At 68.4% G+C, this 21,873-nt stretch carries 18 protein-coding genes and 1 riboswitch; of the genes, 7 read left to right on the top strand and 11 right to left on the bottom strand.

Annotated features, from left to right (window positions below; all coding sequences use genetic code 11):
- Positions 1 to 8 precede the first annotated feature (8 nt).
- From AB0J58_RS29360 to AB0J58_RS29345, 4 genes are all read right to left on the bottom strand, one after another.
- Positions 9 to 803 (bottom strand): hypothetical protein, encoded by a 795-nt coding sequence (locus AB0J58_RS29360; protein WP_343962503.1) that lies wholly within the window; start codon positions 801 to 803, stop codon positions 9 to 11.
- Positions 804 to 972: 169 nt separating this feature from the next.
- Complete coding sequence (locus AB0J58_RS29355) at positions 973 to 3,123, bottom strand: heterodisulfide reductase-related iron-sulfur binding cluster (RefSeq protein ID WP_364221558.1); 2,151 nt, start codon at positions 3,121 to 3,123, stop codon at positions 973 to 975.
- A 177-nt stretch (positions 3,124 to 3,300) separates the two neighbouring features.
- A complete protein-coding gene (locus AB0J58_RS29350; protein ID WP_364221555.1) occupies positions 3,301 to 3,945 on the bottom strand; it encodes a TetR family transcriptional regulator in 645 nt (214 codons plus the stop codon).
- Positions 3,942 to 4,751 (bottom strand): sugar phosphate isomerase/epimerase, encoded by an 810-nt coding sequence (locus AB0J58_RS29345; protein ID WP_343962255.1) that lies wholly within the window; start codon positions 4,749 to 4,751, stop codon positions 3,942 to 3,944. The genes AB0J58_RS29350 and AB0J58_RS29345 overlap by 4 nt, the downstream gene beginning before the upstream one ends.
- A 238-nt stretch (positions 4,752 to 4,989) precedes the next feature.
- Between AB0J58_RS29345 and AB0J58_RS29340 the strand changes: the two genes are divergently transcribed.
- The 5 genes from AB0J58_RS29340 to disA all read left to right on the top strand — a co-directional run bounded on the left by AB0J58_RS29340 (position 4,990) and on the right by disA (position 9,178).
- A complete protein-coding gene (locus tag AB0J58_RS29340) occupies positions 4,990 to 5,688 on the top strand; it encodes a class I SAM-dependent methyltransferase (RefSeq protein WP_364221552.1) in 699 nt (232 codons plus the stop codon).
- A 112-nt stretch (positions 5,689 to 5,800) separates the two neighbouring features.
- Complete coding sequence (locus AB0J58_RS29335) at positions 5,801 to 6,181, top strand: MerR family transcriptional regulator (RefSeq protein ID WP_343962251.1); 381 nt, start codon at positions 5,801 to 5,803, stop codon at positions 6,179 to 6,181.
- Positions 6,178 to 6,492, top strand: coding sequence for a thioredoxin (gene trxA / locus AB0J58_RS29330; RefSeq protein WP_343962249.1), 315 nt, complete (start codon positions 6,178 to 6,180; stop codon positions 6,490 to 6,492). The genes AB0J58_RS29335 and trxA overlap by 4 nt, the downstream gene beginning before the upstream one ends.
- 103 nt (positions 6,493 to 6,595) lie before the next feature.
- On the top strand, positions 6,596 to 7,999 hold the full coding sequence (gene radA, locus AB0J58_RS29325) for a DNA repair protein RadA (protein WP_343962247.1): 1,404 nt from the start codon (positions 6,596 to 6,598) through the stop codon (positions 7,997 to 7,999).
- A 93-nt stretch (positions 8,000 to 8,092) separates the two neighbouring features.
- Entirely contained in the window at positions 8,093 to 9,178 is a 1,086-nt protein-coding gene (disA, locus tag AB0J58_RS29320) for a DNA integrity scanning diadenylate cyclase DisA (RefSeq protein WP_364221549.1), read from the top strand.
- A gap of 171 nt (positions 9,179 to 9,349) precedes the next feature.
- Here the strand turns inward: disA and AB0J58_RS29315 are convergent, their stop codons facing one another.
- Positions 9,350 to 10,036: a hypothetical protein gene (locus AB0J58_RS29315; RefSeq protein ID WP_364221546.1), complete on the bottom strand. Its 687-nt coding sequence runs from the start codon at positions 10,034 to 10,036 to the stop codon at positions 9,350 to 9,352.
- A gap of 144 nt (positions 10,037 to 10,180) precedes the next feature.
- Here AB0J58_RS29315 and AB0J58_RS29310 point away from each other — a divergent pair, with 144 nt between their 5' ends.
- A complete protein-coding gene (locus AB0J58_RS29310; protein ID WP_364221543.1) occupies positions 10,181 to 11,056 on the top strand; it encodes an A/G-specific adenine glycosylase in 876 nt (291 codons plus the stop codon).
- A 123-nt stretch (positions 11,057 to 11,179) separates the two neighbouring features.
- On the opposite strand, the gene AB0J58_RS29305 is transcribed toward AB0J58_RS29310, so the two are convergent.
- The 5 genes from AB0J58_RS29305 to AB0J58_RS29285 all read right to left on the bottom strand — a co-directional run bounded on the left by AB0J58_RS29305 (position 11,180) and on the right by AB0J58_RS29285 (position 18,994).
- Positions 11,180 to 12,130, bottom strand: coding sequence for a TIM barrel protein (locus tag AB0J58_RS29305; protein WP_343962239.1), 951 nt, complete (start codon positions 12,128 to 12,130; stop codon positions 11,180 to 11,182).
- Positions 12,131 to 12,642: 512 nt separating this feature from the next.
- Positions 12,643 to 15,150 carry an ATP-dependent Clp protease ATP-binding subunit gene (locus AB0J58_RS29300; protein WP_030905625.1) on the bottom strand — a complete coding sequence of 836 codons (2,508 nt, stop codon included), beginning with the start codon at positions 15,148 to 15,150 and terminating at the stop codon, positions 12,643 to 12,645.
- Between the two features lie 279 nt (positions 15,151 to 15,429).
- On the bottom strand, positions 15,430 to 15,762 hold the full coding sequence (locus AB0J58_RS29295) for an Lsr2 family protein (RefSeq protein WP_012895497.1): 333 nt from the start codon (positions 15,760 to 15,762) through the stop codon (positions 15,430 to 15,432).
- 1,291 nt (positions 15,763 to 17,053) lie between these two features.
- Positions 17,054 to 18,112: an RDD family protein gene (locus tag AB0J58_RS29290; RefSeq protein WP_364221540.1), complete on the bottom strand. Its 1,059-nt coding sequence runs from the start codon at positions 18,110 to 18,112 to the stop codon at positions 17,054 to 17,056.
- 228 nt (positions 18,113 to 18,340) lie between these two features.
- The gene (locus AB0J58_RS29285; protein ID WP_364221537.1) at positions 18,341 to 18,994 is read right to left on the bottom strand and encodes an amino-acid N-acetyltransferase; all 654 of its coding nucleotides are present in this window, start codon (positions 18,992 to 18,994) and stop codon (positions 18,341 to 18,343) included.
- Positions 18,995 to 19,330: 336 nt separating this feature from the next.
- Positions 19,331 to 19,478, top strand: a riboswitch (cyclic di-AMP (ydaO/yuaA leader).
- Between the two features lie 92 nt (positions 19,479 to 19,570).
- Between AB0J58_RS29285 and AB0J58_RS29280 the strand changes: the two genes are divergently transcribed.
- Positions 19,571 to 20,533, top strand: coding sequence for an NlpC/P60 family protein (locus AB0J58_RS29280; protein ID WP_364221534.1), 963 nt, complete (start codon positions 19,571 to 19,573; stop codon positions 20,531 to 20,533).
- Between the two features lie 191 nt (positions 20,534 to 20,724).
- Here the strand turns inward: AB0J58_RS29280 and AB0J58_RS29275 are convergent, their stop codons facing one another.
- Positions 20,725 to 20,925 (bottom strand): LuxR C-terminal-related transcriptional regulator, encoded by a 201-nt coding sequence (locus AB0J58_RS29275; RefSeq protein ID WP_364221531.1) that lies wholly within the window; start codon positions 20,923 to 20,925, stop codon positions 20,725 to 20,727.
- Positions 20,926 to 21,873: the final 948 nt, after the last annotated feature.

Genomic DNA, 21,873 nt, shown 5'->3' with positions numbered 1-21,873 from the left:
GCAGATCCTCACCCGCCGACCTCGATCCTGAGCTCGTCGTCCGCCGTGTAGCAGGGACGGATCGGCACCCCGTCGATCTGGGCGGCGGGATAGTGCAGGCGGCGGCGCTTGCCGTCGACGTCGTCCAGCCGGGAGCCCAGCCGGAGTGGTGTGTCCACGCCGCGTACCCGCAGCGAGGGTTCCCAGGTACCGGTCTGGTCGGGAGCCGCGGCGAGCACGTCGCAGAGTGAGAGCGCGGCGTGGAAGCGCACGCCCTGGACCGTTGCAACAGAGGTCAGCTCGGCGTCCGGCCGACTGCGGCGCAGGGCGAGCCGCGCCTCGTGCCGGGCCTCGTCGTCGTCGAGGCCGGTGAAGGCCAGCAGCCCGGTGACCTCGAAGCGCCCCTCCCTGAACCAGACGGAACGGACCTCGGCCGCCGGCCGGGCGTCGTCGATCTTCAGGGCCAGGAAGCCGTTACGGGTCCGGTAGGCACGGTAGGCCAGCGTGCGGCGGCTCAGCGCGTACGCGTCCAGGTGGTCGAGGGAGAACCCGGGGTCGACGCTGCGCAGCCGGGTGCGCGACGAGCCCTGCTGCAGGTAGGTGTCCCAGCGGCCGGGTCCCAGCTCCAGCGGCGCGAGCGAGACCGCCAGCGCCGCCTCGCGCACCCGTACGCCCGGCGCCCCCAGCGGCACCCGGCTCTCGACCGCAGTGGCCCGGTTGCGCAGGACCAGTTCGGTACCGTCGGCCAGCGGCTCGTCGACGGCCAGCCTCAATGAGAGAACATCGGCCAGGGTTACCTCGGCATCGCTGACGACGGCGGGCATCGTCAAGCCCCCTCCCCGTTGAATGAGCTACGCGACGTTGAGGTTACCGTGATTTGACCGTTATGTGAAAGGAAGGTTTTTGGACCTTACGTCCTTTTCATGAGATCTTGACCGCAGGTCAGGCACGACATGAGAAAAAATGCCGCGCCTGACGTTCGCTCATCGGGCGTCAGGATGTCTCGACGGGCTGGCCCTTGATCGACTTGATCAGCAACTGGGAGACGTCGACGACTTCCAGCGTCTCCCTGGCCTCGCCCGCGTTCTTCTTCTCGTTGATCGAGTCACCGAGCATGACCAGACAGAACGGGCAGGCCGTGGAGATGGTGTCCGGGTCCGTGGTCAGCGCCTCGTCCACCCGCTCGGTGTTGATGCGCTTTCCGAGCCGCTCCTCCATCCACATCCGCGCGCCGCCCGCGCCACAGCAGAAGCCGCGGTCCTTGTGACGGTGCATCTCCTGGGTCTGCACACCGGGCACCTTGGCCATGATGTCGCGAGGCTGGGAGTAGACCTTGTTGTGGCGCCCGAGGAAGCACGGGTCGTGGTAGGTGATCTTCTCCTCGATCGGCGTGACCGGGATCAGCTTGCCCTCGTCCACCAGCTTGGCCAGCAACTGGGTGTGGTGCACCACCTCGTAGGTGCCGCCCAGCTGCGGGTACTCGTTGGCGAGGGTGTTGAAACAGTGCGGGCAGGTCGCGACGATCTTCTTGACCCCGGCCTCGTTCAGCGTCTCGATGTTCTGCTTGGCCAGCATGTCGAAGAGGAACTCCATGCCCAGGCGGCGGGCCGGGTCACCGGTGCACGCCTCCATCGGGCCGAGCACCGCGAACTTGACACCCGCGACGTGCAGCAACTCCGCGACCGCCTTGGTGGTCTTCTTGGCCCGGTCCTCCAGCGCGCCGGCGCAGCCGACCCAGAACAGGTACTCGGTGTCCTCGTCCATTTTGTCATCGAGGAGCTGGACCTCGATCGGGTCGACCTCGCGGCCGGCGAGCTCCTCGATCCAGTCGGCCCGCTTCATCTCGGACATCCCCCACGGGTTGCCCTTGTTCTCCAGGTTCTTGACCATGACGCCGGCCTCGGAGGGGAAGTTGGACTCCACCATCACCTGGTAGCGGCGCATGTCGAGGATGTGGTCGATGTGCTCGATGTCCACCGGGCACTGCTCGACGCAGGCTCCGCAGTTGGTGCAGGACCACAGCACGTCGGGGTGGATGACGCCGTCCTCGCCGACCAGCGGCTTCTCCAGCAGGGCCAGCACGTCCTCGTGCAGGTCGGCGCGCTGCTCCTGGGTGGCCATCAGGTACGGCGCCACCTTGAAGGCGTGGTCGCGCTGGTCCAGGATCAGCATCTTCGGCGACAGCGGCTTGTCGGTGTTCCAGGCCGGGCACTGCGACTGGCAGCGGCCGCACTCGGTGCAGGTGTAGAAGTCGAGGAAGCCCTTCCAGGTGGTGTCCTCGATCTTGCCCCGGCCGAGCCGGTCACCGTCGAGGTCCTCGTCCTCGAAGTCGACGACCTTGCCGTCGATCCGCATCGGCTGGGCCGCGCCGTTGCCGTCCGGGCGGCGGGAGAAGGCCACGTTCATCGGCGCGGTGAAGATGTGCAGGTGCTTGGAGTTCACCACGATCACCAGGAACACCAGCATGACGCCGATGTGCAGGAGCAGGCCGACGTGCTCGATCGCCTCATTGGCCGTCTCGCCCAGCGGCCGGAGCAGCGCGGCCGTCGCGTCGGAGGCGAACGCCCCCGAGGCGTAGGGCAGGTTGCCGGTGTTGGCCGCGGCGCCGCGGAAGAGGAACATCGTCCAGATCACATTGAAGATCATGAAGAGGACGAGCCAGGCGCCGCCGAGGTGCGACCCGGAGAAGCGGGACTTGCGGCCCAGCTTCTTCGGAGCGTTCTTGATCCTGATGGTCGCGAAGGCGATGAGTCCCAGCAGCGCCGCGACCGCGATGAAGTCCTGCAGGAAGCCCAGGATCGGCCACGTCCCGATGAGGGGGATGTGGAAGTCGGGGGTTCCGGTGACGGCCCCCTGGATCAGCGCGCCGTACGCCTCAAGGTAGACGGTCGCCAGGATGAGGAACGCCCACATGACAAAGAAGTGCGCGATACCGGACGCCGTCCACTTCAGCAGCTTCCGCTGCCCGAAAACCTCGACCAGCTGTGCCTTGAGCTCCTCACCGAGGTTGTTCTTCGCGTACTCGACGCGCTCGGGCGCGCCCGGCCCGATGGTGGCGAGCTTGTACAGGAACAACACGCGGCGCGCGGCGAGCGCGAGCGCCACGATTGTCATGACCAGCCCGATAATCGCTACCCAGAGCACGGGTCCTCCCACAGACGACGTTGGCTGACAGCGTACGACTGCCTGTCATCCACGCTGACGACGGGTCACCATAAATACTACTCATCGGTAACTTAACTTCAAGCCGAGGCGGACGGCGGCCGTGGCCACCTTACGGTCAACACCGTTCCCAGAACAATGCTCTACATGCCGCCGGGGCTAGGAAGGCGCGTCGAGATAGCGCTGGATCGTGGGAGCGAGCAGCTCGACCAGCTCCTCGATGTCCACCGAGGCCAGCGGTTCCAGTTTGAGCACGTAGCGCACCAGGACCACGCCGAACAGCTGCGCGAAGGCCGCCTCCATCCGGATCGGCGGGACTCCCAGTACCTCCGCGACCCGGGCCAGGAGCGCCTGCGTCATGAACTCGCGGATCATGACGACCATCTGGTCGTTGGTCATCGCGGTGCGGACCAGCGCCAGCAGCGGCTGGCGGGCCCCGTCGTCCGAGGTGATGGTCAGGATGAACCGGGCCAGCCGCTCGCCGACCTCCTCGCGCGGCCCCGCCAGGATGGCCGAGACGACGCTCTCGGGAGCGATCGGCAGCTCCATCGCCTCGACGAACATCCCCTCCTTGCCGGCGAAGTAGTGGTGGACCAGTGCCGGATCCACCCCCGCCTGCCGGGCGATGCCCCGGATGGTCGCCCTGTCGAACCCCTTCTCCGCGAAGGTCTCGCGCGCCGCCGCGAGAATCTGCCCGCGTGTGTCGGCCGACCCCGGCCTGCGCCCCGGGCGCCTTCTGACCGCTCCGGCCCCGTCCTGGGCGGAGCCGTTCGCGGACGGCGTGCTCACGACGGGCTCGCTCATACGTTGCTGGACGCGGCGAGGTGCAGCCGGGCGAAGGCCAGCGCCTCGGCGAGATCGTCGATCCGCTCGGTGCGGCTGGCGGCCTTGCGCGTGTTGATCTCCAGCACGACCAGCCCCGAGTAGCCGTTGCCCGCCATCCGCTCCAGGATCGGCGCGCACGGCTGGCCGCCCCGCCCGGGAACCAGGTGCTCGTCCTTGTTCGACACCCCCAGGCCGTCGGCCAGGTGCAGGTGGGCCAGCCTGTCGCCGAGCTTGGTGAACATCTCCATGGCGTCGGACCCGGACACCGCTGTGTGCGACAGATCCAGCGTGACCTGCGGGAAGTCGTAGTCGACCGGATTCCAGTCGGGTGAGTAGGGAACCACCTCGTTGCCCCTGGCCCTCAGCGGGAACATGTTCTCCACCGCGAAGACCACGTCGGTCTCCTCACGCATCCTGGCGAGGCCGAGCTCGAAGTCGCGCGCGTAGTCGCGCTGCCAGCGGAACGGCGGGTGCACCACGACGGTCCTGGCACCGACCCGCTCGGCGGCGCGCTGCGCGCGCTGGAGCTTGGCCCACGGGTCCTTGCCCCACACCCGCTGCGTCACCAGCAGACACGGCGCGTGAATGGCCAGGATCGGCAGCTGGTAGTGGTCCGACAGGCGCTCCAGGACGTCGATGTCCTGGCTCACGGGGTCGGCGCCCACCATGATCTCCACGCCGTCGTATCCCAGACGCGCGGCCAACTCGAAGGCATCGGGGGTGCGTTCGGGATACACCGACGCGGTGGACAGCGCGATCTTCGCGCTGGATACACGGACGCTCATACCGCTTCCTCGTCTCCGGCTCGGAGCACACCCTGGCGAACACCGCTGGGCATACCGGCCCGCTCGCTCATGTCGCTCACCTTTGCCAGCCTAAGCGGGTCCGGCGAGCAGTGCTGTCCGCCACCACCGACGCGACCGAGATCACATCGTCGTGTCCGGCGAGGAGACCGCCGGGCGTTCGAGGGGGGATGAGGAACCGCTCTCCTCACCGAGACGGAGGAGTCACTACGGTAAGGGCATGCCGAGGTTCGCCAAGGGGGCCATCCCCAGCCCCAACATCTGGAACACCCCCCAGACCTACGAGCTGGAGAACCGGGCGGTGGATCCCGAGGGGCGCGCCGAGGCCGCGATGGCCGCCGTCCGCTCGTGGACCGGGGCGACGGTCCTCGACATCGGCTGCGGCACCGGCTACCACCTGCCGGCCATGGCCGCCACCGCCGCCCGCGTGATCGGCGTCGAACCGCACGAGGATCTCGTACGGCTGGCCAGGCGCCGCTGCCATGCCCTGCGAAACGTCGAGATCCACGCCGCCACCGCCCAGGCGCTTCCGGTGCCCGACGCCTCCGTGGACGTGGCCGTCGCTCGCTGGGCCTACTTCTTCGGCCCCGGTTGCGAACCCGGCCTGGCCGAACTCTCCCGGGTGACGCGACGCGGCGGCGCGGCCTTCGTGATCGACATCGACCCCACCCGGGGCGCCTTCGGCCGCTGGTTCAGCCAGTCCATCCCCGCGTACTCGGCCAAGGCCGTCGAGAGTTTCTGGAACCGTCAGGGCTGGCAGGTGGAGAAACTCGACCTGCGCATGTGCTTCGAGCGTCGCGCCGACCTGGAGGCGGTGCTCCGCATCGAGTTCACCCCCCCGGTCGCCGACCTCGCCATCGCCGAGACCCCCGGCCTGGAGATCGCCTACCCCAACCTGCTGCGCTGGAGGCGGTTCTGAGCCTGTCCCGCGGCCATCAGCCCGCCGGCCGGGCGCGAGGAGGAACAACGGGACACCGGCTTGACCTTGACGTTGATGTCAAGGTTTATCGTCGGGTCATGAGGAGGACCGGATGCGGATCGGCGAGCTGGCGCGGCGGGCGGGTGTCAGCACCCGGGCACTGCGCTACTACGAGCAGCAGGGACTGATCACGGCCCGGCGCTCGGCCAACGGCTACCGGGAGTACGGGGAGACCGACCTGCGACTCGTCTCCGAGATCCGGTCGCTGCTCGCCGTCGGCTTCACCCTGGAGGACGCCCGCCCGTTCGTGGCCTGCCTGCGGGCCGGGCACGCCTCGGGGGGATCGTGCCCGGAGTCCGTGGCCGTCTACCAGCGCAAGCTGGCCCAGATCGACGACGAGATCCGTGCGCTTCTCACCCGGAGGGCGGAGGTGGCGGCACAGCTGACCACCGCCTGCCCAGGATGCGTACTGAGGAAAGCGGGAAAACCATGATCACACTGACCAGCGAGAACTTCGACGAGCAGGTGCTGCGGAGCGACAAGCCGGTCCTGGTCGACTTCTGGGCCGAGTGGTGCGGGCCGTGCAAGATGATCGCGCCGGTCCTGGCGGAGATCGAGGCCGAGTACGGCGACCGCCTCACGATCGCCAAACTCAACGCCGACGACTACCCCGAGATCTCCGCGAGGTACGGCGTCCTCGGCCTGCCGACGCTCAACCTCTACAAGGACGGCGAGGTGGTCCGGCAGATCAAGGGCGCCAAGCCCAAGCGCCTGCTCCTGGCCGACCTCGAAGGCCACATCTGACGGCACGTCCGAAGGACCGTCCGGCGCCTCCCCGGACGACTTCCATCCGGTACGACGCCCCCGCCGGGTGAAAGTTGTCGGGTCCTACGGGTAACGTGCGGCCATGGCGAAGAAGGCTGGTGGCTACCGCTGTGCCGAGTGCGGGTGGCAGACGGCCAAGTGGGTGGGGCGCTGCGGCGAGTGCCAGGCCTGGGGCACGGTCGAGGAGGAGACGGCGCCCGCGGGTGCGCGGGTGGCCTCCGCCGGAGCGGTGTCGGCGCCGGCGGTTCCGATCGGCCAGGTCAAGGCCGAGGTGGCGCACGCGCGCGGCACCGGGGTGCCCGAGCTCGACCGGGTCCTCGGCGGCGGCCTGGTGCCCGGGGCCGTCGTGCTGCTGGCCGGTGAGCCCGGCATCGGCAAGTCCACTCTCCTGCTGGAGGCGGCGGCCAAGATCGCCCGGCAGCAGACCGTCCTCTACATCACGGGCGAGGAGTCGGCCGCCCAGGTGCGGATCAGGGCCGACCGGATCGGCGCGATCCAGGACCGCCTCTACCTGGCCGCGGAGACCGAGCTGGGCGCGCTGGTCTCACACGTCGAGAAGGTCCAGCCCGACCTGCTCATCGTCGACTCGGTGCAGACGATCGGCTCGGCCCAGGCGACCGGCGTGCCCGGTGGGGTGACCCAGGTCAGGGAGGTCGCGGGAAACCTGGTGCGGCTGGCCAAGGAGCGCGGCATGGCCACCGTGCTGGTCGGCCACGTCACCAAGGAGGGCTCGATCGCCGGTCCCCGCACGCTGGAGCACCTCGTCGACGTGGTGCTCCACTTCGAGGGCGATCGGCACTCCCGCCTCCGCCTGGTCCGCGCGATCAAAAACCGGTACGGCCCGGTCGACGAGGTCGGCTGCTTCGACCTGCACGAGAGCGGCATCGAGGGCATCACCGACGCCAGCGGCCTGTTCGTCTCACACCGCACCGACCCGGTGCCCGGCACGTGCGTCACGGTCACTCTGGAGGGCACCCGGCCGCTGCCGGCCGAGGTCCAGGCACTGGTCGCCAGGACCGAGGCCCAGCAGCCGCGCCGCTCCTCCTCGGGGCTGGACACCTACCGGGTGACGATGGTGCTGGCCGTGCTGGAACGGCGGCTCAACGCCAAGCTGGGCGGGTGCGACGTCTTCACCGCGACCGTCGGCGGGATCAAGCTCAGCGATCCCGCGGTCGACCTGTCCGTGATGCTGGCGGTCGCCAGCGCGGCCGGTGACAAGGCACTCCCCGCCGGCCTGGTGGTGCTCGGCGAGGTGGGCCTGGCAGGGGAGTTGCGCCCGGTGCGCGACGTGCGGCGCCGCCTGTCGGAGGCCGCGCGGCTGGGCTTCACCCGGGCACTGGTCCCGGCGGGCTCCCTGGAGGTGGGCAAGAGACGCAACGGCGACAACTCCCTGGTCCCGATGGCCGGGCGCGGCGCGGCCTTCGCGCCCGGTTTCGACGTGGTCGAGGCGGAGAACGTCTGGGACGCCCTCACCCACGTCACCTGAGGCGCGAGCGCGGCCCGTGGTCGTCAGATGATTTCGGGCCGTGCGGGGCCTTCGCCGGTAAGCTGAGCGCTATACGCAGACCACGGGGGTCATGTGGCAGCAACGTACAAAGGGCTCGACGAACGCCGCAGGGACGTCCTCGCCGCCGTCGCACCGGGCACGGCCCTGCGCGACGGCCTGGAGCGCATCCTGCGAGGACACACCGGCGGCCTGATCGTGCTCGGATACGACAGCACCGTCGAGGAGATCTGCAGCGGCGGCTTCGAGCTGGACGTCGAGTTCTCCGCGACACGGCTGCGCGAGCTGGCCAAGATGGACGGCGCGATCGTCCTCAACTCCGGCGACCTGCGGATCGTGCGTGCGGCCGTGCATCTGATGCCTGATCCGTCCCTGCCCACCGACGAGTCGGGCACCCGGCACCGCACCGCCCAGCGGGTGGCCCTGCAGACATCCTTTCCGGTCATCTCCCTCAGCAAGTCCATGCGGATCATCGCCCTCTACCTCGACGGCATCCGCTACGTGGTGGAGGAGTCGTCGGTCATCCTGTCCAAGTCCAACCAGGCCCTGGCCACGCTGGAGCGCTACAAACTCCGCCTGGACGAGGTCTCCGGCACGCTCTCGGCGCTGGAGATCGAGGATCTGGTGACGGTCCGCGACATCGCGGTGGTCGCCCAGCGGCTGGAGATGGTCAGGCGCATCTCCGAGGAGATCGCGGGCTACGTGGTGGAGCTCGGCACTGACGGCCGCCTGCTCTCCCTGCAGCTGGACGAGCTCGTGGCCGGCACGGAGAGCGACCTCGAACTGATCGTGCGCGACTACCTGCCCGTGACGGGCCGCCGCCCGCGCAGGTTCGCCGAGGCGCTCCACGAGCTCGACCAGCTCTCCTCCGCCGACCTGCTCGACCTCTCGGTGGTCGCCCAGATCCTCGGCCACTCGGGCAACGACGCCCTGGAGACACCGGTGAGCCCCAGGGGCTACCGCCTGCTGGCCAAGGTTCCGCGCCTGCCGGGCACGGTGGTCGAACGCCTCGTCGACCAGTTCGCCAGCCTGCAGAAGCTCCTGGCCGCCAGCATCGACGACCTCCAGGAGGTGGGCGGGGTGGGCGAGGCCAGGGCCCGCCACATCCGCGAGGGCCTGTCCCGGCTGGCCGAGTCGTCCATCCTGGAACGCTACGTGTGAGAAATCCCCCGGCCGAGCGCGGAGGCTCCCGGGTCCTTTCCGGTACGCCTCGCCCGGCGGCCTGGGCGGGCAGTGGCCGCGAACCCCGGCCGGTTCTCCGGCCGCCGCCTCGCGGAGGCGGCCCTTCGATGCCCCGGGTTCACCGGCCCGGTGAACCCGGGTGGACGATCACTAGCGAAGGTGGAAGACGGCCTTGCGGCTCCTCAGGCCTGGGGCGTGCACCACCGCGACATAGGTACCGGGACGCGCGGCGACGCGGTCGGCGGTGCAGTCGTTCCCGGACCTGCGGCGGTCCCACACCAGCTCCTGGACATAGGGGATGCCCCGGTCGAGCTTGCGGATGTTCTCCGTCTCGCCGCTGACGCAGTCGGAGGAGGACCACACGCGGTCGTCACCGGAGGTGATGCGCACCTCCATGGTGCGCGGCCCCACGTCCGCGGTGCACATCACCTTGCCGACATTGACGAGGGTGAGGATGAACCTGGGCCGGATGCCCGGCGGGTAGACCGTCCCCTGGCCCTCCATGCTCAGTACGAGCTGCGGGGAGGTGCAGGCCTCACCGGGTCGCCGGGGCCTGGGGGCCGCCTTGCTCTCCCTCGGCTCCCGGGTCGGGCTCGCGGACGGGCTCGCGGACGGCGAGGGGATGACCGTCACGGTCGGCAGGATGGCCAGCAGCGGGTCCGGCACATCCTTCTCGGCGGCCGAGGTGCCTTTCTCCCGGGCGTCCTGCGGCCTGCTCGTCGACGAGCAGGCCCACGCCACGACGGCGACCACCACGAGCACACCGACGAGCGCGGCCATCCGGCGCCGCCAGTAGATGTCGGCTCCGATATCGCTACGGAACGTGTCGGGATCCATACCAACAGTATGGTTAGTGCTCGCGGGCCACAGGGGGAGACCCGCCGCCACCGTCCCCGTTTCGGCCACCGATCATCATCAGAAGGCGGGTGAAGGCAGGTGAAGGAGGGACAAGGGGGCCTGATCCCGCACTATCGTCAAAAGGTGCCCGAGTCGAACCGCTTACTCCAACCCGTCCTCGACTGGTACGCCGGCAACGCCCGCGACCTGCCCTGGCGGGCGCCCGGCGCCTCGCCCTGGTCGATCCTGGTCAGCGAGATCATGCTGCAGCAGACACCGGTGGTCAGGGTGCTGCCCGTCTGGACCGAGTGGATGGAGCGCTGGCCCACGCCCGCCTCCCTCGCCGCCGAAGCCCCCGGTGAGGCCGTGCGCCACTGGGGCCGCCTCGGCTACCCCCGCCGGGCGCTGAACCTGCACGCGTGCGCCCGCGCGATCACCGACCGGCACGGCGGCGAGGTCCCCTCGGAGCACGACGCCCTGCTGGCGCTTCCCGGCGTCGGCGAGTACACCGCGGCCGCGGTCGCCAGCTTCGCCTTCGGGGGCCGGCACGCGGTCCTCGACACCAACGTGCGGCGGGTCCTGGCGCGGGCCGTCAGCGGCGAGGAATACCCGCCGAAGTCCACCACGCCGCCCGAGCGCAGGCTCGCCGCCTCGCTGCTCCCCGACGCCGACCGTGCCCCCGTCTGGGCGGTCGCCGTCATGGAGCTCGGCGCACTGGTCTGCACCGCTCGTGCCGCCCGCTGCGCCGACTGCCCGGTCAGCGACCTGTGCGCCTGGCGCCTGGCGGGCAAGCCCGCCTACGACGGTCCCGCGCGCAGGGGCCAGACCTACGCGGGCACGGATCGTCAGTGCCGCGGCCGTCTCCTCGCGGTACTGCGCCAGGCCCACGGCCCGGTGCCCAAGGGCGCCCTCGACGTGGTCTGGGACGACGCCCCGCAGCGAGAGCGCGCCCTCGACGGCCTGATCTCCGACGGCCTGGCCGAGGTCCTCGACGACGGCACCTACCGCCTACCCGGCTGAACGCGCCCTCGACAAGGCACCTGCCGTCCCGCTCGCGGCCACCGGGTGCTTTCCCGCCGGGGCCTCCGTGCACGGCGGGGAAGGCTCCCACCGCCGCGCCGCGGACCTGGCGGGCGAAGGCGATCAGGCGGCGAGGCGCAGGCCGAGAGCCGTGAGGCTGGTGCGGGCCCAGTCGAGCTCCTCGGCGATCACGTTGACCAGTGCGCCGGGCCCCTTGGCCCGAAGCGGCACGGCCAGGTCGTGCGTCTCCACCTCGATGTGAGCGGTGCCGTTCACCGCGCCGGAGAGCATCGCGGTGAGGGTGTCCTCCAGCACCGAGCGGGTGCTGGGCAGCTCCTGGCAGGCGGCGGCCATGTGGTTGTGCACGTGGCCGAGCTTGACGACAGGGGCTCCGGCATCCGCCAGGCCGCGCAGGGCGACTCCGGGCTCCTCAGCGCCGCCGGAGAGGTAACAGGCGTCCAGGCAGACCCCCAGGTGCTCGGAGTCGATGCCGGAGACCCTGTCGAGCGCCTGCTTGGTGGTCTCCAGGACACAGCCGGGCCACGGCTCGAAGCCGACCCTGATCGTCTTTCCGGTGACGCTGTACAGCCCGCGCAGCTCGCGGGCGAGGCGCTCCAGCCGGCGCGAGGCTATCGCGTGCAGGTCGGCCGGCCAGTCGCGGCGCCAGCCGATGGGGATGGTGGAGATGCTTCCGAAGCGGACGTCCTGCGGGAGCAGGAAGGCCAGGATCTTGGCGAGTGCCATCGTGTAGCGGTAACGCTCGGGCTTGGCCCAGTCGGGACCGGGTGACTCCTGGTTCCTGCCGCCGGTTCCGTTGAGGCTGACGACCTCCAGGCCGCGCTCCTCAAGGGAGCGGCGCAGACGCACCAGCTCTATCCTGTCCGCGGTGAGATGGTCGGCGACGCTCGGGGAGAGCCAGAGGCCGACGCCCATGCGCTCCACTCCGAGGCGCTTGCGCACCGGCACCGCGTACCTCGTCAGGTGCGCGATGAGGTTCTCCAGGTCCTCGGCGGGGTGCACGCCCGCGTTGTAGGCCAGGTGAACGAGCGTCCCGTCCTCGTGCCGTAAACGCATGCGTGCCTCCAAGAAGTACTTCCGTGTAAGCGTCTCCGATCGCCCCACGCCGGTGTTCCAGCGTCGTGAGCCGGAGGCTCTCCCTGCCGGGAGCTCGACCCGGCCGTCCGAAGCATTCCGTGCGGCCACCGGGCTCCGCGTCACTCACGGAGCTGATTTCCCGGTACGCCGCCAGGCTGACCTCGACGCCGATCTCACCGCGATCACTGCGACCCACGGATCACTCGGGCAAGACTTATCGAACTCGCTCTACGCAGTGTAGTACTACCTATCGTGGCGAGACACCTTCTTTGGTAACAAATAGACAGACCCCGCCGTGAGTATCCTCACGGCGGGGTCTGTCCTTTCCGCTTGACCAGGCCATACCCGGTGCCCCGCGCCCTGGATTCCGCCCGACGCGGCCGGACGACCCCTCGCCGGGCCGTCGCCGGTCACCGCAGCACGCTGCGGTGACCTCCGTCGACCTGGCGAGGCACCGGCTGACCGGTCCTCAACGGCCAGGGCCCGCAGGCCTAGTTCTGGATCGGCTCCGCGATGGCGGCGGCCGAGTCGGGAACCCGGTCGACCGGCGCGTCCTCACCGACGAAGGTGAACTTCGCGTTCTCCCCCTCGCCCTCGATCCCGATCTTCACGATCTGGCCGGGACGGAGCTCGCCGTACAGGATCTTCTCCGACAGGGTGTCCTCCAGCTCGCGCTGGATCGTACGGCGGAGCGGGCGGGCGCCCATCACCGGGTCGTAGCCACGGTCGGCCAGCAGCTGCTTGGCCTCCTGCGTGAGCTCCATCCCCATGTCGCGGTCCTTCAGACGCAGGCCCACCTGGGCCAGCATCAGGTCCACGATGCGGATGATCTCCTTCGGCGTGAGCTGGTGGAAGACCACGATGTCATCGACACGGTTGAGGAACTCCGGCCGGAAGTGCTGCTTGAGCTCCTCCTGCACCTTGGACTTCATCCGGTCGTAGTTGGACTCGGCGTCGTTGCTCTTCGCGAAGCCGACCCCCTGACCCTTGGAGATGTCCCGGGTGCCCAGGTTCGTCGTCATGATGATGACGGTGTTCTTGAAGTCCACCACCCGGCCCTGGGCGTCGGTCAGGCGACCGTCCTCCAGGATCTGCAGCAGCGAGTTGAAGATGTCGGGGTGGGCCTTCTCGATCTCGTCGAACAGCACGACCGAGAACGGCTTGCGCCGCACCTTCTCGGTGAGCTGGCCGCCCTCCTCGTATCCGACGTAGCCGGGAGGCGAGCCGAACAGCCTGGAGACGGTGTGCTTCTCCATGAACTCCGACATGTCCAGCATGATCAGCGCGTCCTCGTCCCCGAACAGGAACTCGGCCAGCGCCTTGGACAGCTCGGTCTTACCGACACCGGAGGGACCGGCGAAGATGAACGAGCCGCCGGGGCGGCGCGGGTCCTTCAGACCGGCGCGGGTGCGGCGGATCGAGCGGGACAGGCCCTTGATGGCGTCGTCCTGGCCGATGATCCGCTTGTGCAGCTCGTCCTCCATGCGGAGCAGTCGCTGGGACTCCTCCTCGGTGAGCTTGAAGACCGGGATGCCGGTGGCGGTCGCCAGGACCTCGGCGATGAGCTCCTCGGTGACCTCGGCGACGACGTCCATGTCGCCGGCCTTCCACTCCTTCTCGCGGCGCTCACGCTTGAGCTGGAGCTGCTTCTCCTGGTCCCGGAGGGCGGCGGCCTTCTCGAAGTCCTGCGCGTCGATCGCGGACTCCTTGTCGCGCCGCACGTTGGCGATCTTCTCGTCGTACTCGCGGAGGTCCGGCGGCGCGGTCATGCGGCGGATGCGCATGCGCGAGCCGGCCTCGTCGATGAGGTCGATCGCCTTGTCCGGCAGGAACCGGTCGCTGATGTAGCGGTCGGCCAGCTGCGCGGCGGCCACCAGGGCACCGTCGGTGATGGAGACGCGGTGGTGTGCCTCGTAGCGGTCCCGCAGACCCTTGAGGATCTCGATCGTGTGGCTGAGGCTGGGCTCGGCCACCTGGATCGGCTGGAAACGCCGCTCAAGCGCCGCGTCCTTCTCCAGGTGCTTGCGGTACTCGTCCAGGGTGGTGGCGCCGATGGTCTGCAGCTCGCCTCGGGCCAGCATCGGCTTCAGGATGCTGGCGGCGTCGATCGCCCCCTCGGCGGCGCCCGCGCCGACGAGCGTGTGCAGCTCGTCGATGAACAGGATGATGTCGCCGCGGGTGCGGATCTCCTTGAGGACCTTCTTCAGGCGCTCCTCGAAGTCACCGCGATAGCGCGAACCCGCCACCAGGGCGCCCAGGTCCAGGGTGTAGAGCTGCTTGTCCTTGAGCGTCTCGGGCACCTCGCCCTTGACGATCTTCTGGGACAGGCCCTCCACGACGGCGGTCTTGCCGACGCCGGGCTCACCCACCAGGACCGGGTTGTTCTTGGTCCTGCGGGACAGGACCTGCATGACCCGCTCGATCTCCTTCTCCCGGCCGATGACCGGATCGAGCTTGCCCTCGCGGGCGGCCTGGGTCAGGTTGCGGCCGAACTGGTCAAGCACCAGAGAGGTCGAAGGAGCGGCCTCGGCCGGACCGCCGGCGGCGGTCGGTTCCTTGCCCTGGTAGCCGTGGAGCAACTGGATGACCTGCTGTCGGACCCGATTGAGATCGGCGCCCAGCTTCACCAGCACCTGGGCGGCCACGCCCTCGCCCTCACGGATGAGGCCGAGCAGGATGTGCTCGGTGCCGATGTAGTTGTGACCCAGTTGCAGCGCCTCGCGCAAGGACAGCTCAAGGACCTTCTTGGCACGCGGGGTGAACGGAATGTGCCCCGACGGCGCGGACTGGCCCTGGCCGATGATCTCCTCGACCTGCTGACGCACACCTTCAAGACTGATGCCGAGGCTCTCCAGAGCCTTGGCGGCAACGCCTTCACCTTCATGGATCAAGCCAAGAAGAATGTGCTCCGTACCGATGTAGTTGTGGTTGAGCATCCGGGCCTCTTCTTGGGCCAGGACGACAACCCGCCGTGCGCGGTCGGTGAACCTCTCGAACATCTCGTCGCTCCTCACAGAGCGGTCAGGCAGGTCCGGGATATCCGGGCCCTGTCATCCCGCATGGTAGCCCCGACCCGGCGACCGCTCTATGCAGAAGACGTTCCCCGAGAGCAGGGCGTTCACCCTCCATCCAACTACTTACGGGGGGTGGGATGTTCCCGCTACGCCGCAAGCGAACGACGTTTGTCCGCCAGACAAACACATCATGCGGTCATGGCCGCCACCGGACCCCACCGTGACCGCCATAACCGCATGATTCACTCGATCTACTGAGCCGATCTAGTGAGCCGCTTCGTACTGCTCGACGATCTTGGAGGCGATTCGACCGCGCTCGCTGACATTAAGGCCGTGGGACTTCGCCCATGCCCGGATGTCGGCGCTCTTCTCTCGCGTGAGTGCCCGCGCGCCACCCGCGCGGCGGCGGCGGGGTGCCAACGCGCCGGAACGACGGGCGCTCTGCACGAAAGGCGACAGGGAGTCGCGGAGCTTCTTCGCGTTAACGTCACTCAGGTCAATCTCATAGCTGGTGCCGTCAATCGCGAAGGCGACAGTCTCATTGGCCTCGCCCCCATCGAGGTCGTCGATGAGAATCTCCTGGATCTGCTTGGCCATCTACACAATCCTTTCGCGGAGTATTGTTTCATTCGCAAGCTAAACATATACCCGCGATCGAAGAGCGGCAATTCCAGGAGCCCGGCGATTCTCACAGGCAACCGAGACACTCTCAGTCGGCGCTCCGGTGGATCAGCTGTTCTGCGACTCGGCCGGGTCGGACTGTTTTGGCCGGCGACCGGCGGCTTCACTCCGAAGTAGCTTGACGACTCCGAAGATGAAGGCTCCGCCGACGACCGCCGGAGGTATCAACGCGGACAATACGTCGTACATTCGTCCTCGCTCCGTACCGCTAGGTGGCTTTCTGGAGACCATGAAAATTTGGCGACGACTCCCGAGCCACGCGGGTGTCCGCCCGTTCAGTCTGGAACCGCCCACAGATGACCATAGCGCCACCGGACGGCGACGTGTGTCAGCAGGGGCGACCATGCCCGTCACTCTCCAGCCTAATGCTTCTCTCCAGCCGCCTTACCGGTTGCAGTCGTAAAGCCGCAGGGAAAAACCGACAGGACGATCAGGTGATCACCGTCGCCTTCGGAAATACCAATGCCCGCCCGCTCTCCGGCCCCCGCGCCACCGGCCTCGGAGGGGCGAAGCTCCTGGTGGGAGAGCCTGCCCGCCGGGATGAACAACGCCTTGTCACGGAACCGGAGATCACCGCGGGCGGGTTCATCGCGAGAATGTCCACCGCCGGTGGAACATCCGGATGGAGAGCGGCCCGCTTCATCACCCGGGTGGCAGCCGATGCGACGCAAGCCTGCGGAACAAGACGGATCTTCAACGCTTTCTTGCCAAGAGTACGACCCACTCCGGCGTGGAGTACATAGTCGTAGACCGTATAACCACCAAAGACGATGGGCTCACCGGACAACCCAGGCAACACCGCACACCCGGTGATCCAGCTCCGCGAGAAGACCCTGAACGCGCGACGGAAGGTGAAGGAGAGAAACCCGCGGGCCGTCCCCGGGGATGCCGGAGGCGGGCCGGTCCCGCCATTCGATGACTGGCGTGCGAACCCTCGGCGAGGGCAGAACCGGCATTGGCGTCTCATAGCGGCTTGTGAGCTCTCCTGAGCCCCTTGTCGGCCTCAAACACGAATATTCCGCCGCGCCGGGGCCCGATCATAAGTCCCCCCGCGCCAACCAAGGCGCGGCAAATGATTTTTACGCTTCCGTGGCTTCCGTGGCTTCCGTGGCCGAGGCGGTTACCCGCCCCTAACGATCCCCGTTTTTCTCGTCCGAGCGCGAAATCGGGGCCGACGGTTCAACCGCCGGCCCCGATTTACCCGGAACTACTTGATCTTGACGACGACCGTCCCGGCCACCTTGTCGTGCAGCGCCTGCTGCAGGGGCTTGTCCCACAGCAGCCACAGCACGTTCACGAGGCTGAAGATGTTGACGATCCAGCCGAGGACGGGGATCCAGCTCAGGAACTGCGGACCGAAGAACACACCGCCGCGCTTGAGCGCGACGTCGGAGCTGAGCCCGCCCGGCGGCAGGGTGCTGCCGACGGGCACGATCTTGATGCCCATGACCATCTTGCCGACGGTCTGCCCACCCCTACTGATCATGAAGAACTCGTAGGCGAAGTAGATCGCCGCGGCGATCAGAGAGCTGAGCAGACCCGCGAGGAAGACGCCGCTCCCCTCCGTGACGACGCCCGTCTCAAGGTTGAAACCGGGAGACGTCACGAGGATGGCGGTCAGCACCCCGCTGATGATGAATGTCGGGATCGCCAGGATGATTCCGTCGACGATCCGCGCCACCAGACGCTGCCACCACTCGGCGAGCGGAGCGGGAGCGCCGGGAGGACCGCCGTAAGGCTGGCCGTACCCCTGCTGCTGTCCGTACGCGGGCTGCTGCTGACCGTAGCCGGGCTGCTGGCCGTAGTCGGGCTGCTGGCCGTACCCCTGCTGCTGGCCGTAACCCGGCTGGGACGACTGCTGCCCATAGGTGGGCTGCTGACCGTAGTCGGGCTGCTGACCGTACTGCTGCTGGCCGTAACCCGGCTGGGACGACTGCTGCCCGTAGCCGGGCTGCTGCCCGTAGCCGGGCTGCTGACCGTAGCCCGACTGCTCGTGGGACGCCTGCTGTCCGTAGCCGGGCTGCTGACCGTACGCGCCGGTCCCGCCCTGCTGACCGTAGCCCTGCTGCTGGCCGTACATGTCCGTCCCGCCCTGCTGACCGTACGACTGCTGCTGTCCGTACCCCTGCTGACCGTAACCGGGCTGCTGACCGTAGCCCTGCTGCTGCCCATAACCCTGCTGCTGGCCATAACCCTGCTGGCCGTAGCCGGGCTGGGCCACCCCCGGGCCGGTGTTCGGCTGCGACCCCTCCGACCGATATCCCATGATCGTCACGTCGGGGTCGAGTTCGCCAGGGGCTCGACCCGGGTTGTGCTGTCCGTAATCCGGCTGTCCCGAAGGTGTGCGACTGCGCTCGGGATCATCCTGCGGATACGGCGGCTGTCCGGTGCTCACCGCGTCACCTCACTTAGACTGCGCATGTGGCAAATGTCAGACGCACATGCTTGCTGCTGCACAAGGTATCGACATAGGAATCAACAGTCACCTTTCCAGTCAGTCATCTCTAAAGTCATCAGAGTCGGGCTCGTGTGTCAGGTGCAGCAGCATCCGAGTGTTTCCCAAGGTATTGGGCTTGACGTGCTCCAGATCGAGGAACTCCGCGACGCCCTCGTCGTAGGAGGCGAGAAGTTCGGCGTAAACCTCCGGGGCGACGGGCGTGCCCTGGATCTCCTGAAATCCGTGCCGGGCGAAGAAGTCGACCTCGAAGGTCAGGCAGAAGACCCTGCGCAGCCCCAGTTCGGCGGCCGTGCGGATGAGCGCCGAGACGATCCGATGGCCGATTCCCATCCCCCGGCGGGTCGGATCGACGGCAACGGTCCGGATCTCGGCAAGATCCTCCCAGAGGACATGGAGCGCCCCGCAACCGAGGATCATCCCCTCAGCGTCGGTCGCGACCCAGAACTCCTGGATGTCCTCGTACAGGGTGACGGTGGCCTTCTCCAGCAGGCGCGGGCCGGCTCCACCGTAGGTGTCGACGAGCCGCCTGATGGCGCGGACGTCCGGGGTGCGGGCGCGACGGACCGTGACCGCCGGGGTGACGCCGGGAGCGGGTGATTCCCGCCCCTCTCCCTCGGATCCGGTTCGCCGCTCCCCTTCTTTCCCGGGGTTCGCGAACGGCACGGGAGAATGCTCCGCAAGCTGCTCCATGACCGATCAGCGTACGTCCTCTCCGGCCTTCAATTACGGCTCATCCTTAACTCCGGCCCCGAAGGCATCACATGACCCTTGGTAGTTGGTTTACCACGCTGGGCGCACGACGCCTCCGATGTGTCGCAGCTCATCTTTGGCACGGTCCCGGACCAGGGAAGACCCGCGCCGGGACCACCGCGAGGAAGGCAAAGGCAGCGTAATGGCCATGTTGATCATATTGCCATGTGATCTTTCCGTGACATTTCAGTTGCGAAACCTCTACTGAGTTCGCAGTTCTGGTTGAGCAGGAACCACGAGTGCACTAATCTCCGTGCTCGATGTCAGAGACGTAAAAAGCCTGACCCGCCGAATCTCCCGACCAGGGGAACCGGGGACCCACCACGTCCTTCGGGGTGAATCCGAGTGCCACCGGCGCACCCGGTAGGGCTGCCTCCGGCCCGAACCCGTCAGCTAACCCGGTAGGCGGCCGAGGAGAGGAGCCCGTTGGTGAAGCGCATGCGCGACCGCGCAGGAGAGCACGCGGGCGGCGACGCCCGCTGTCGAGAACGCGCGCCGCGGAGGCGGAGTCGCCGCATGGCGGTCATCGGCCTGGCGTTCGCCATCATGACCCTCGGCACCCCCCTGGTCTCGGCCACGGCGGATCCCGAGCCCAGCCTCCAGCAACTGGCCAAGCAGGCCGAGAAGCTGCACGAGGAGATCGGCACGCTCGCCGAGCAGTACAACGGCGAACGGGTCAGGCTCAAGCAGGCCCAGCGAGCCGCGGAAAGTGCCAAGAAGACCCTCGCGACGAGCGAGTCGGAGCTCGCGACCCGGCGCACCAAGGCCACCCTCCTCGCGCAGAGCAACTACATGTCCGGCGGCCTGAACTCCGGACTCGCCTTCACCCAGGCGACCGACCCCGACACCTTCCTCGACCAGGCCACCACCAACTACGCCCTCCAGCAGCAACAGAGTGAGGAGGTCGCCCAGGTCGGCCGGGCGATCGAGGCCGCCGAGCGGGCACAGGCCAGCGCCAAGGCGAGGACCTCGGAGGTCAAGGCGCTCCTGGAGGAGATCGATGGCAAGCGCAGCAAGATCGAGCGACTGGTCGCGCGGGTCGAGAGCGACCTGTTCAGCGAGGTGCGCACCAGGGCCGTCAGCAACAGGGGTGCCCGGGTGAAGGTCGACGTGCCCATCGTGGGCAGCGGCAAGGCGGCGGAGGCGGCCCGCTGGGCGCTCACCCAGCAACTCAAGCCGTACGTCTGGGGCGCCGAGGGCCCCAACTCCTTCGACTGCTCCGGGCTGGTCATGTGGGCCTACCAGAAGGTCGGCATCAGCCTGCCGCACTACACCGGCAACCAGTGGACCGCGGGCACCCACATCTCCAGAAACGATCTGCGCCCAGGCGACCTGGTCTTCTTCTACAGCGACCTGCACCACGTCGGGATCTACATCGGCGCGGGCCTGATGGTCCACGCGCCCCGGACGGGTGACGTCATCCACATCGCCACGATCGACAACCGGCCCTTCGCCGGCGGGGTGCGGATCGCCGACTGAGCGGCCGAGCCGACCGGCCCTCGGCAGGAGCGCGCCCGCTCCTGCCCGGCGAACCCTGCCCTGCCGAGGGCCGGTCGGGCGGTGCTCCCCGGAGTCGCGCCCCCGGGACTCGTGCCCCGCGGGTGCGGTGGCCGACGACAACGCGGCGAGACGCCACCCGACCGCAGTGGGCGAAGCCCCAAGGGAAGGGCCTAGATCAGGCGGCGGCGGGCCGCCCAGGCCACGGCCTCGATCGCCGTGGCGACACCGATGCGGTCGCAGATGCCTCTGAGCCTGCGCCTGACGGTCCGGCCGCTGATATCGAGGCGGCGGCCCACCCTGTCGACGGTGACACCCTTGGCGAGTTCAGCCAGCAGCACGAGGTCGTCGTCGCTGAGACCGATATCACCCATGCCCAGGGGGCTGTCGCCATGGCGAGAATCCACTTCTGGATATGCCATCAAGAGTCACTCCCCCCACTCTGGAAACCGGGCGTGAGACGCCGGAAATGAATACCGTCCGCCAGGAACGGTAAACGCCTTGTTCAAAGGTCGTCAAGTTCTACTCTTCATAGCGCGCACCCACTATTGACATACTAGGTGCTACGTGAAGTACTCATGATATGTCAGTGCCTTTGGGGTTAAGTCACGGCTGTGCCCCCGCACGAGCCCGCAGACGCCCCTCTGGCTGCGACGACAGAAGCCCTGGCAGAACAAGGTTTTGCCGGAACCGTCGTGGCGGCACGCGCCCGCGGGGCCGCATCCTCGGCGGAAGCGAGCCGCCCGCTTTTCCCCGGGAAAATCGATCTCATCGTGACGCTCTTCGACGGCCACGCCGGCTGGCGCCTTGACGGCACCTCGCGGAAAACTCTGAAATGGGAAGCCTGCACGAGCACCTTTGCGGCATTCGCGAAGTATCGGGTGCCGACGATGGGCGTCAGGCGATATTGGACATGCTTAAAAGGGAGTTTCTGCGCTATGCAGAAAGCCGTCCGAAATTGCATGGGGAGAGTGAGCGCGGCCCCACGGTTCCCGGCCCATCGGGGTTCACCCCGTCCGCCCGGGCGTCGTCCGCGCGCCGCGCTCGCGCCCATGCGGGCCGGCACGGAGCCGTGCGAGACGGTGTGGGACGGCGCGGAAGTGCCCGCGAGGTGGGTGAGGGCGCTACCCGGTACGTCGGCCGGGGCTCGAAGATGCGCGCCGAGCCCGACCGGCCCGGAGACCCGGAGACCCGGAGACACCGTCCCGGGCCGTCGCCCGGGCTTCGGTCCCGGCGGACAGCGCCCGGCGGGAGGCAGCGGGGGGGGGGCGCGCGGGGGGCGGGGGGCGGCCCGCGCCGCCGGCCGCCGGGCGGGGGGGGCG

The sequence above is a fragment of the Streptosporangium sp. NPDC049644 genome (assembly GCF_040675205.1).
Classification (GTDB): domain Bacteria; phylum Actinomycetota; class Actinomycetes; order Streptosporangiales; family Streptosporangiaceae; genus Streptosporangium; species Streptosporangium fukuiense.
Note: the sequence above shows the minus strand (reverse complement) of the source record. Positions and strands in the feature narration are given on the sequence as shown.

Bases quoted from the DNA above. Each gene is read 5' to 3' on its own strand.
- AB0J58_RS29360 (WP_343962503.1), bottom strand. From the start codon at position 803: ATGCCCGCCGTCGTCAGCGATGCCGAGGTAACCCTGGCCGATGTTCTC.
- AB0J58_RS29350 (WP_364221555.1), bottom strand. From the start codon at position 3,945: ATGAGCGAGCCCGTCGTGAGCACGCCGTCCGCGAACGGCTCCGCCCAG.
- AB0J58_RS29345 (WP_343962255.1), bottom strand. From the start codon at position 4,751: ATGAGCGTCCGTGTATCCAGCGCGAAGATCGCGCTGTCCACCGCGTCG.
- AB0J58_RS29340 (WP_364221552.1), top strand. From the start codon at position 4,990: ATGCCGAGGTTCGCCAAGGGGGCCATCCCCAGCCCCAACATCTGGAAC.
- AB0J58_RS29335 (WP_343962251.1), top strand. From the start codon at position 5,801: ATGCGGATCGGCGAGCTGGCGCGGCGGGCGGGTGTCAGCACCCGGGCA.
- trxA (WP_343962249.1), top strand. From the start codon at position 6,178: ATGATCACACTGACCAGCGAGAACTTCGACGAGCAGGTGCTGCGGAGC.
- radA (WP_343962247.1), top strand. From the start codon at position 6,596: ATGGCGAAGAAGGCTGGTGGCTACCGCTGTGCCGAGTGCGGGTGGCAG.
- AB0J58_RS29315 (WP_364221546.1), bottom strand. From the start codon at position 10,036: ATGGATCCCGACACGTTCCGTAGCGATATCGGAGCCGACATCTACTGG.
- AB0J58_RS29305 (WP_343962239.1), bottom strand. From the start codon at position 12,130: ATGCGTTTACGGCACGAGGACGGGACGCTCGTTCACCTGGCCTACAAC.
- AB0J58_RS29300 (WP_030905625.1), bottom strand. From the start codon at position 15,150: ATGTTCGAGAGGTTCACCGACCGCGCACGGCGGGTTGTCGTCCTGGCC.
- AB0J58_RS29295 (WP_012895497.1), bottom strand. From the start codon at position 15,762: ATGGCCAAGCAGATCCAGGAGATTCTCATCGACGACCTCGATGGGGGC.
- AB0J58_RS29290 (WP_364221540.1), bottom strand. From the start codon at position 18,112: ATGGGATATCGGTCGGAGGGGTCGCAGCCGAACACCGGCCCGGGGGTG.
- AB0J58_RS29285 (WP_364221537.1), bottom strand. From the start codon at position 18,994: ATGGAGCAGCTTGCGGAGCATTCTCCCGTGCCGTTCGCGAACCCCGGG.
- AB0J58_RS29280 (WP_364221534.1), top strand. From the start codon at position 19,571: ATGGCGGTCATCGGCCTGGCGTTCGCCATCATGACCCTCGGCACCCCC.
- AB0J58_RS29275 (WP_364221531.1), bottom strand. From the start codon at position 20,925: ATGGGTGATATCGGTCTCAGCGACGACGACCTCGTGCTGCTGGCTGAA.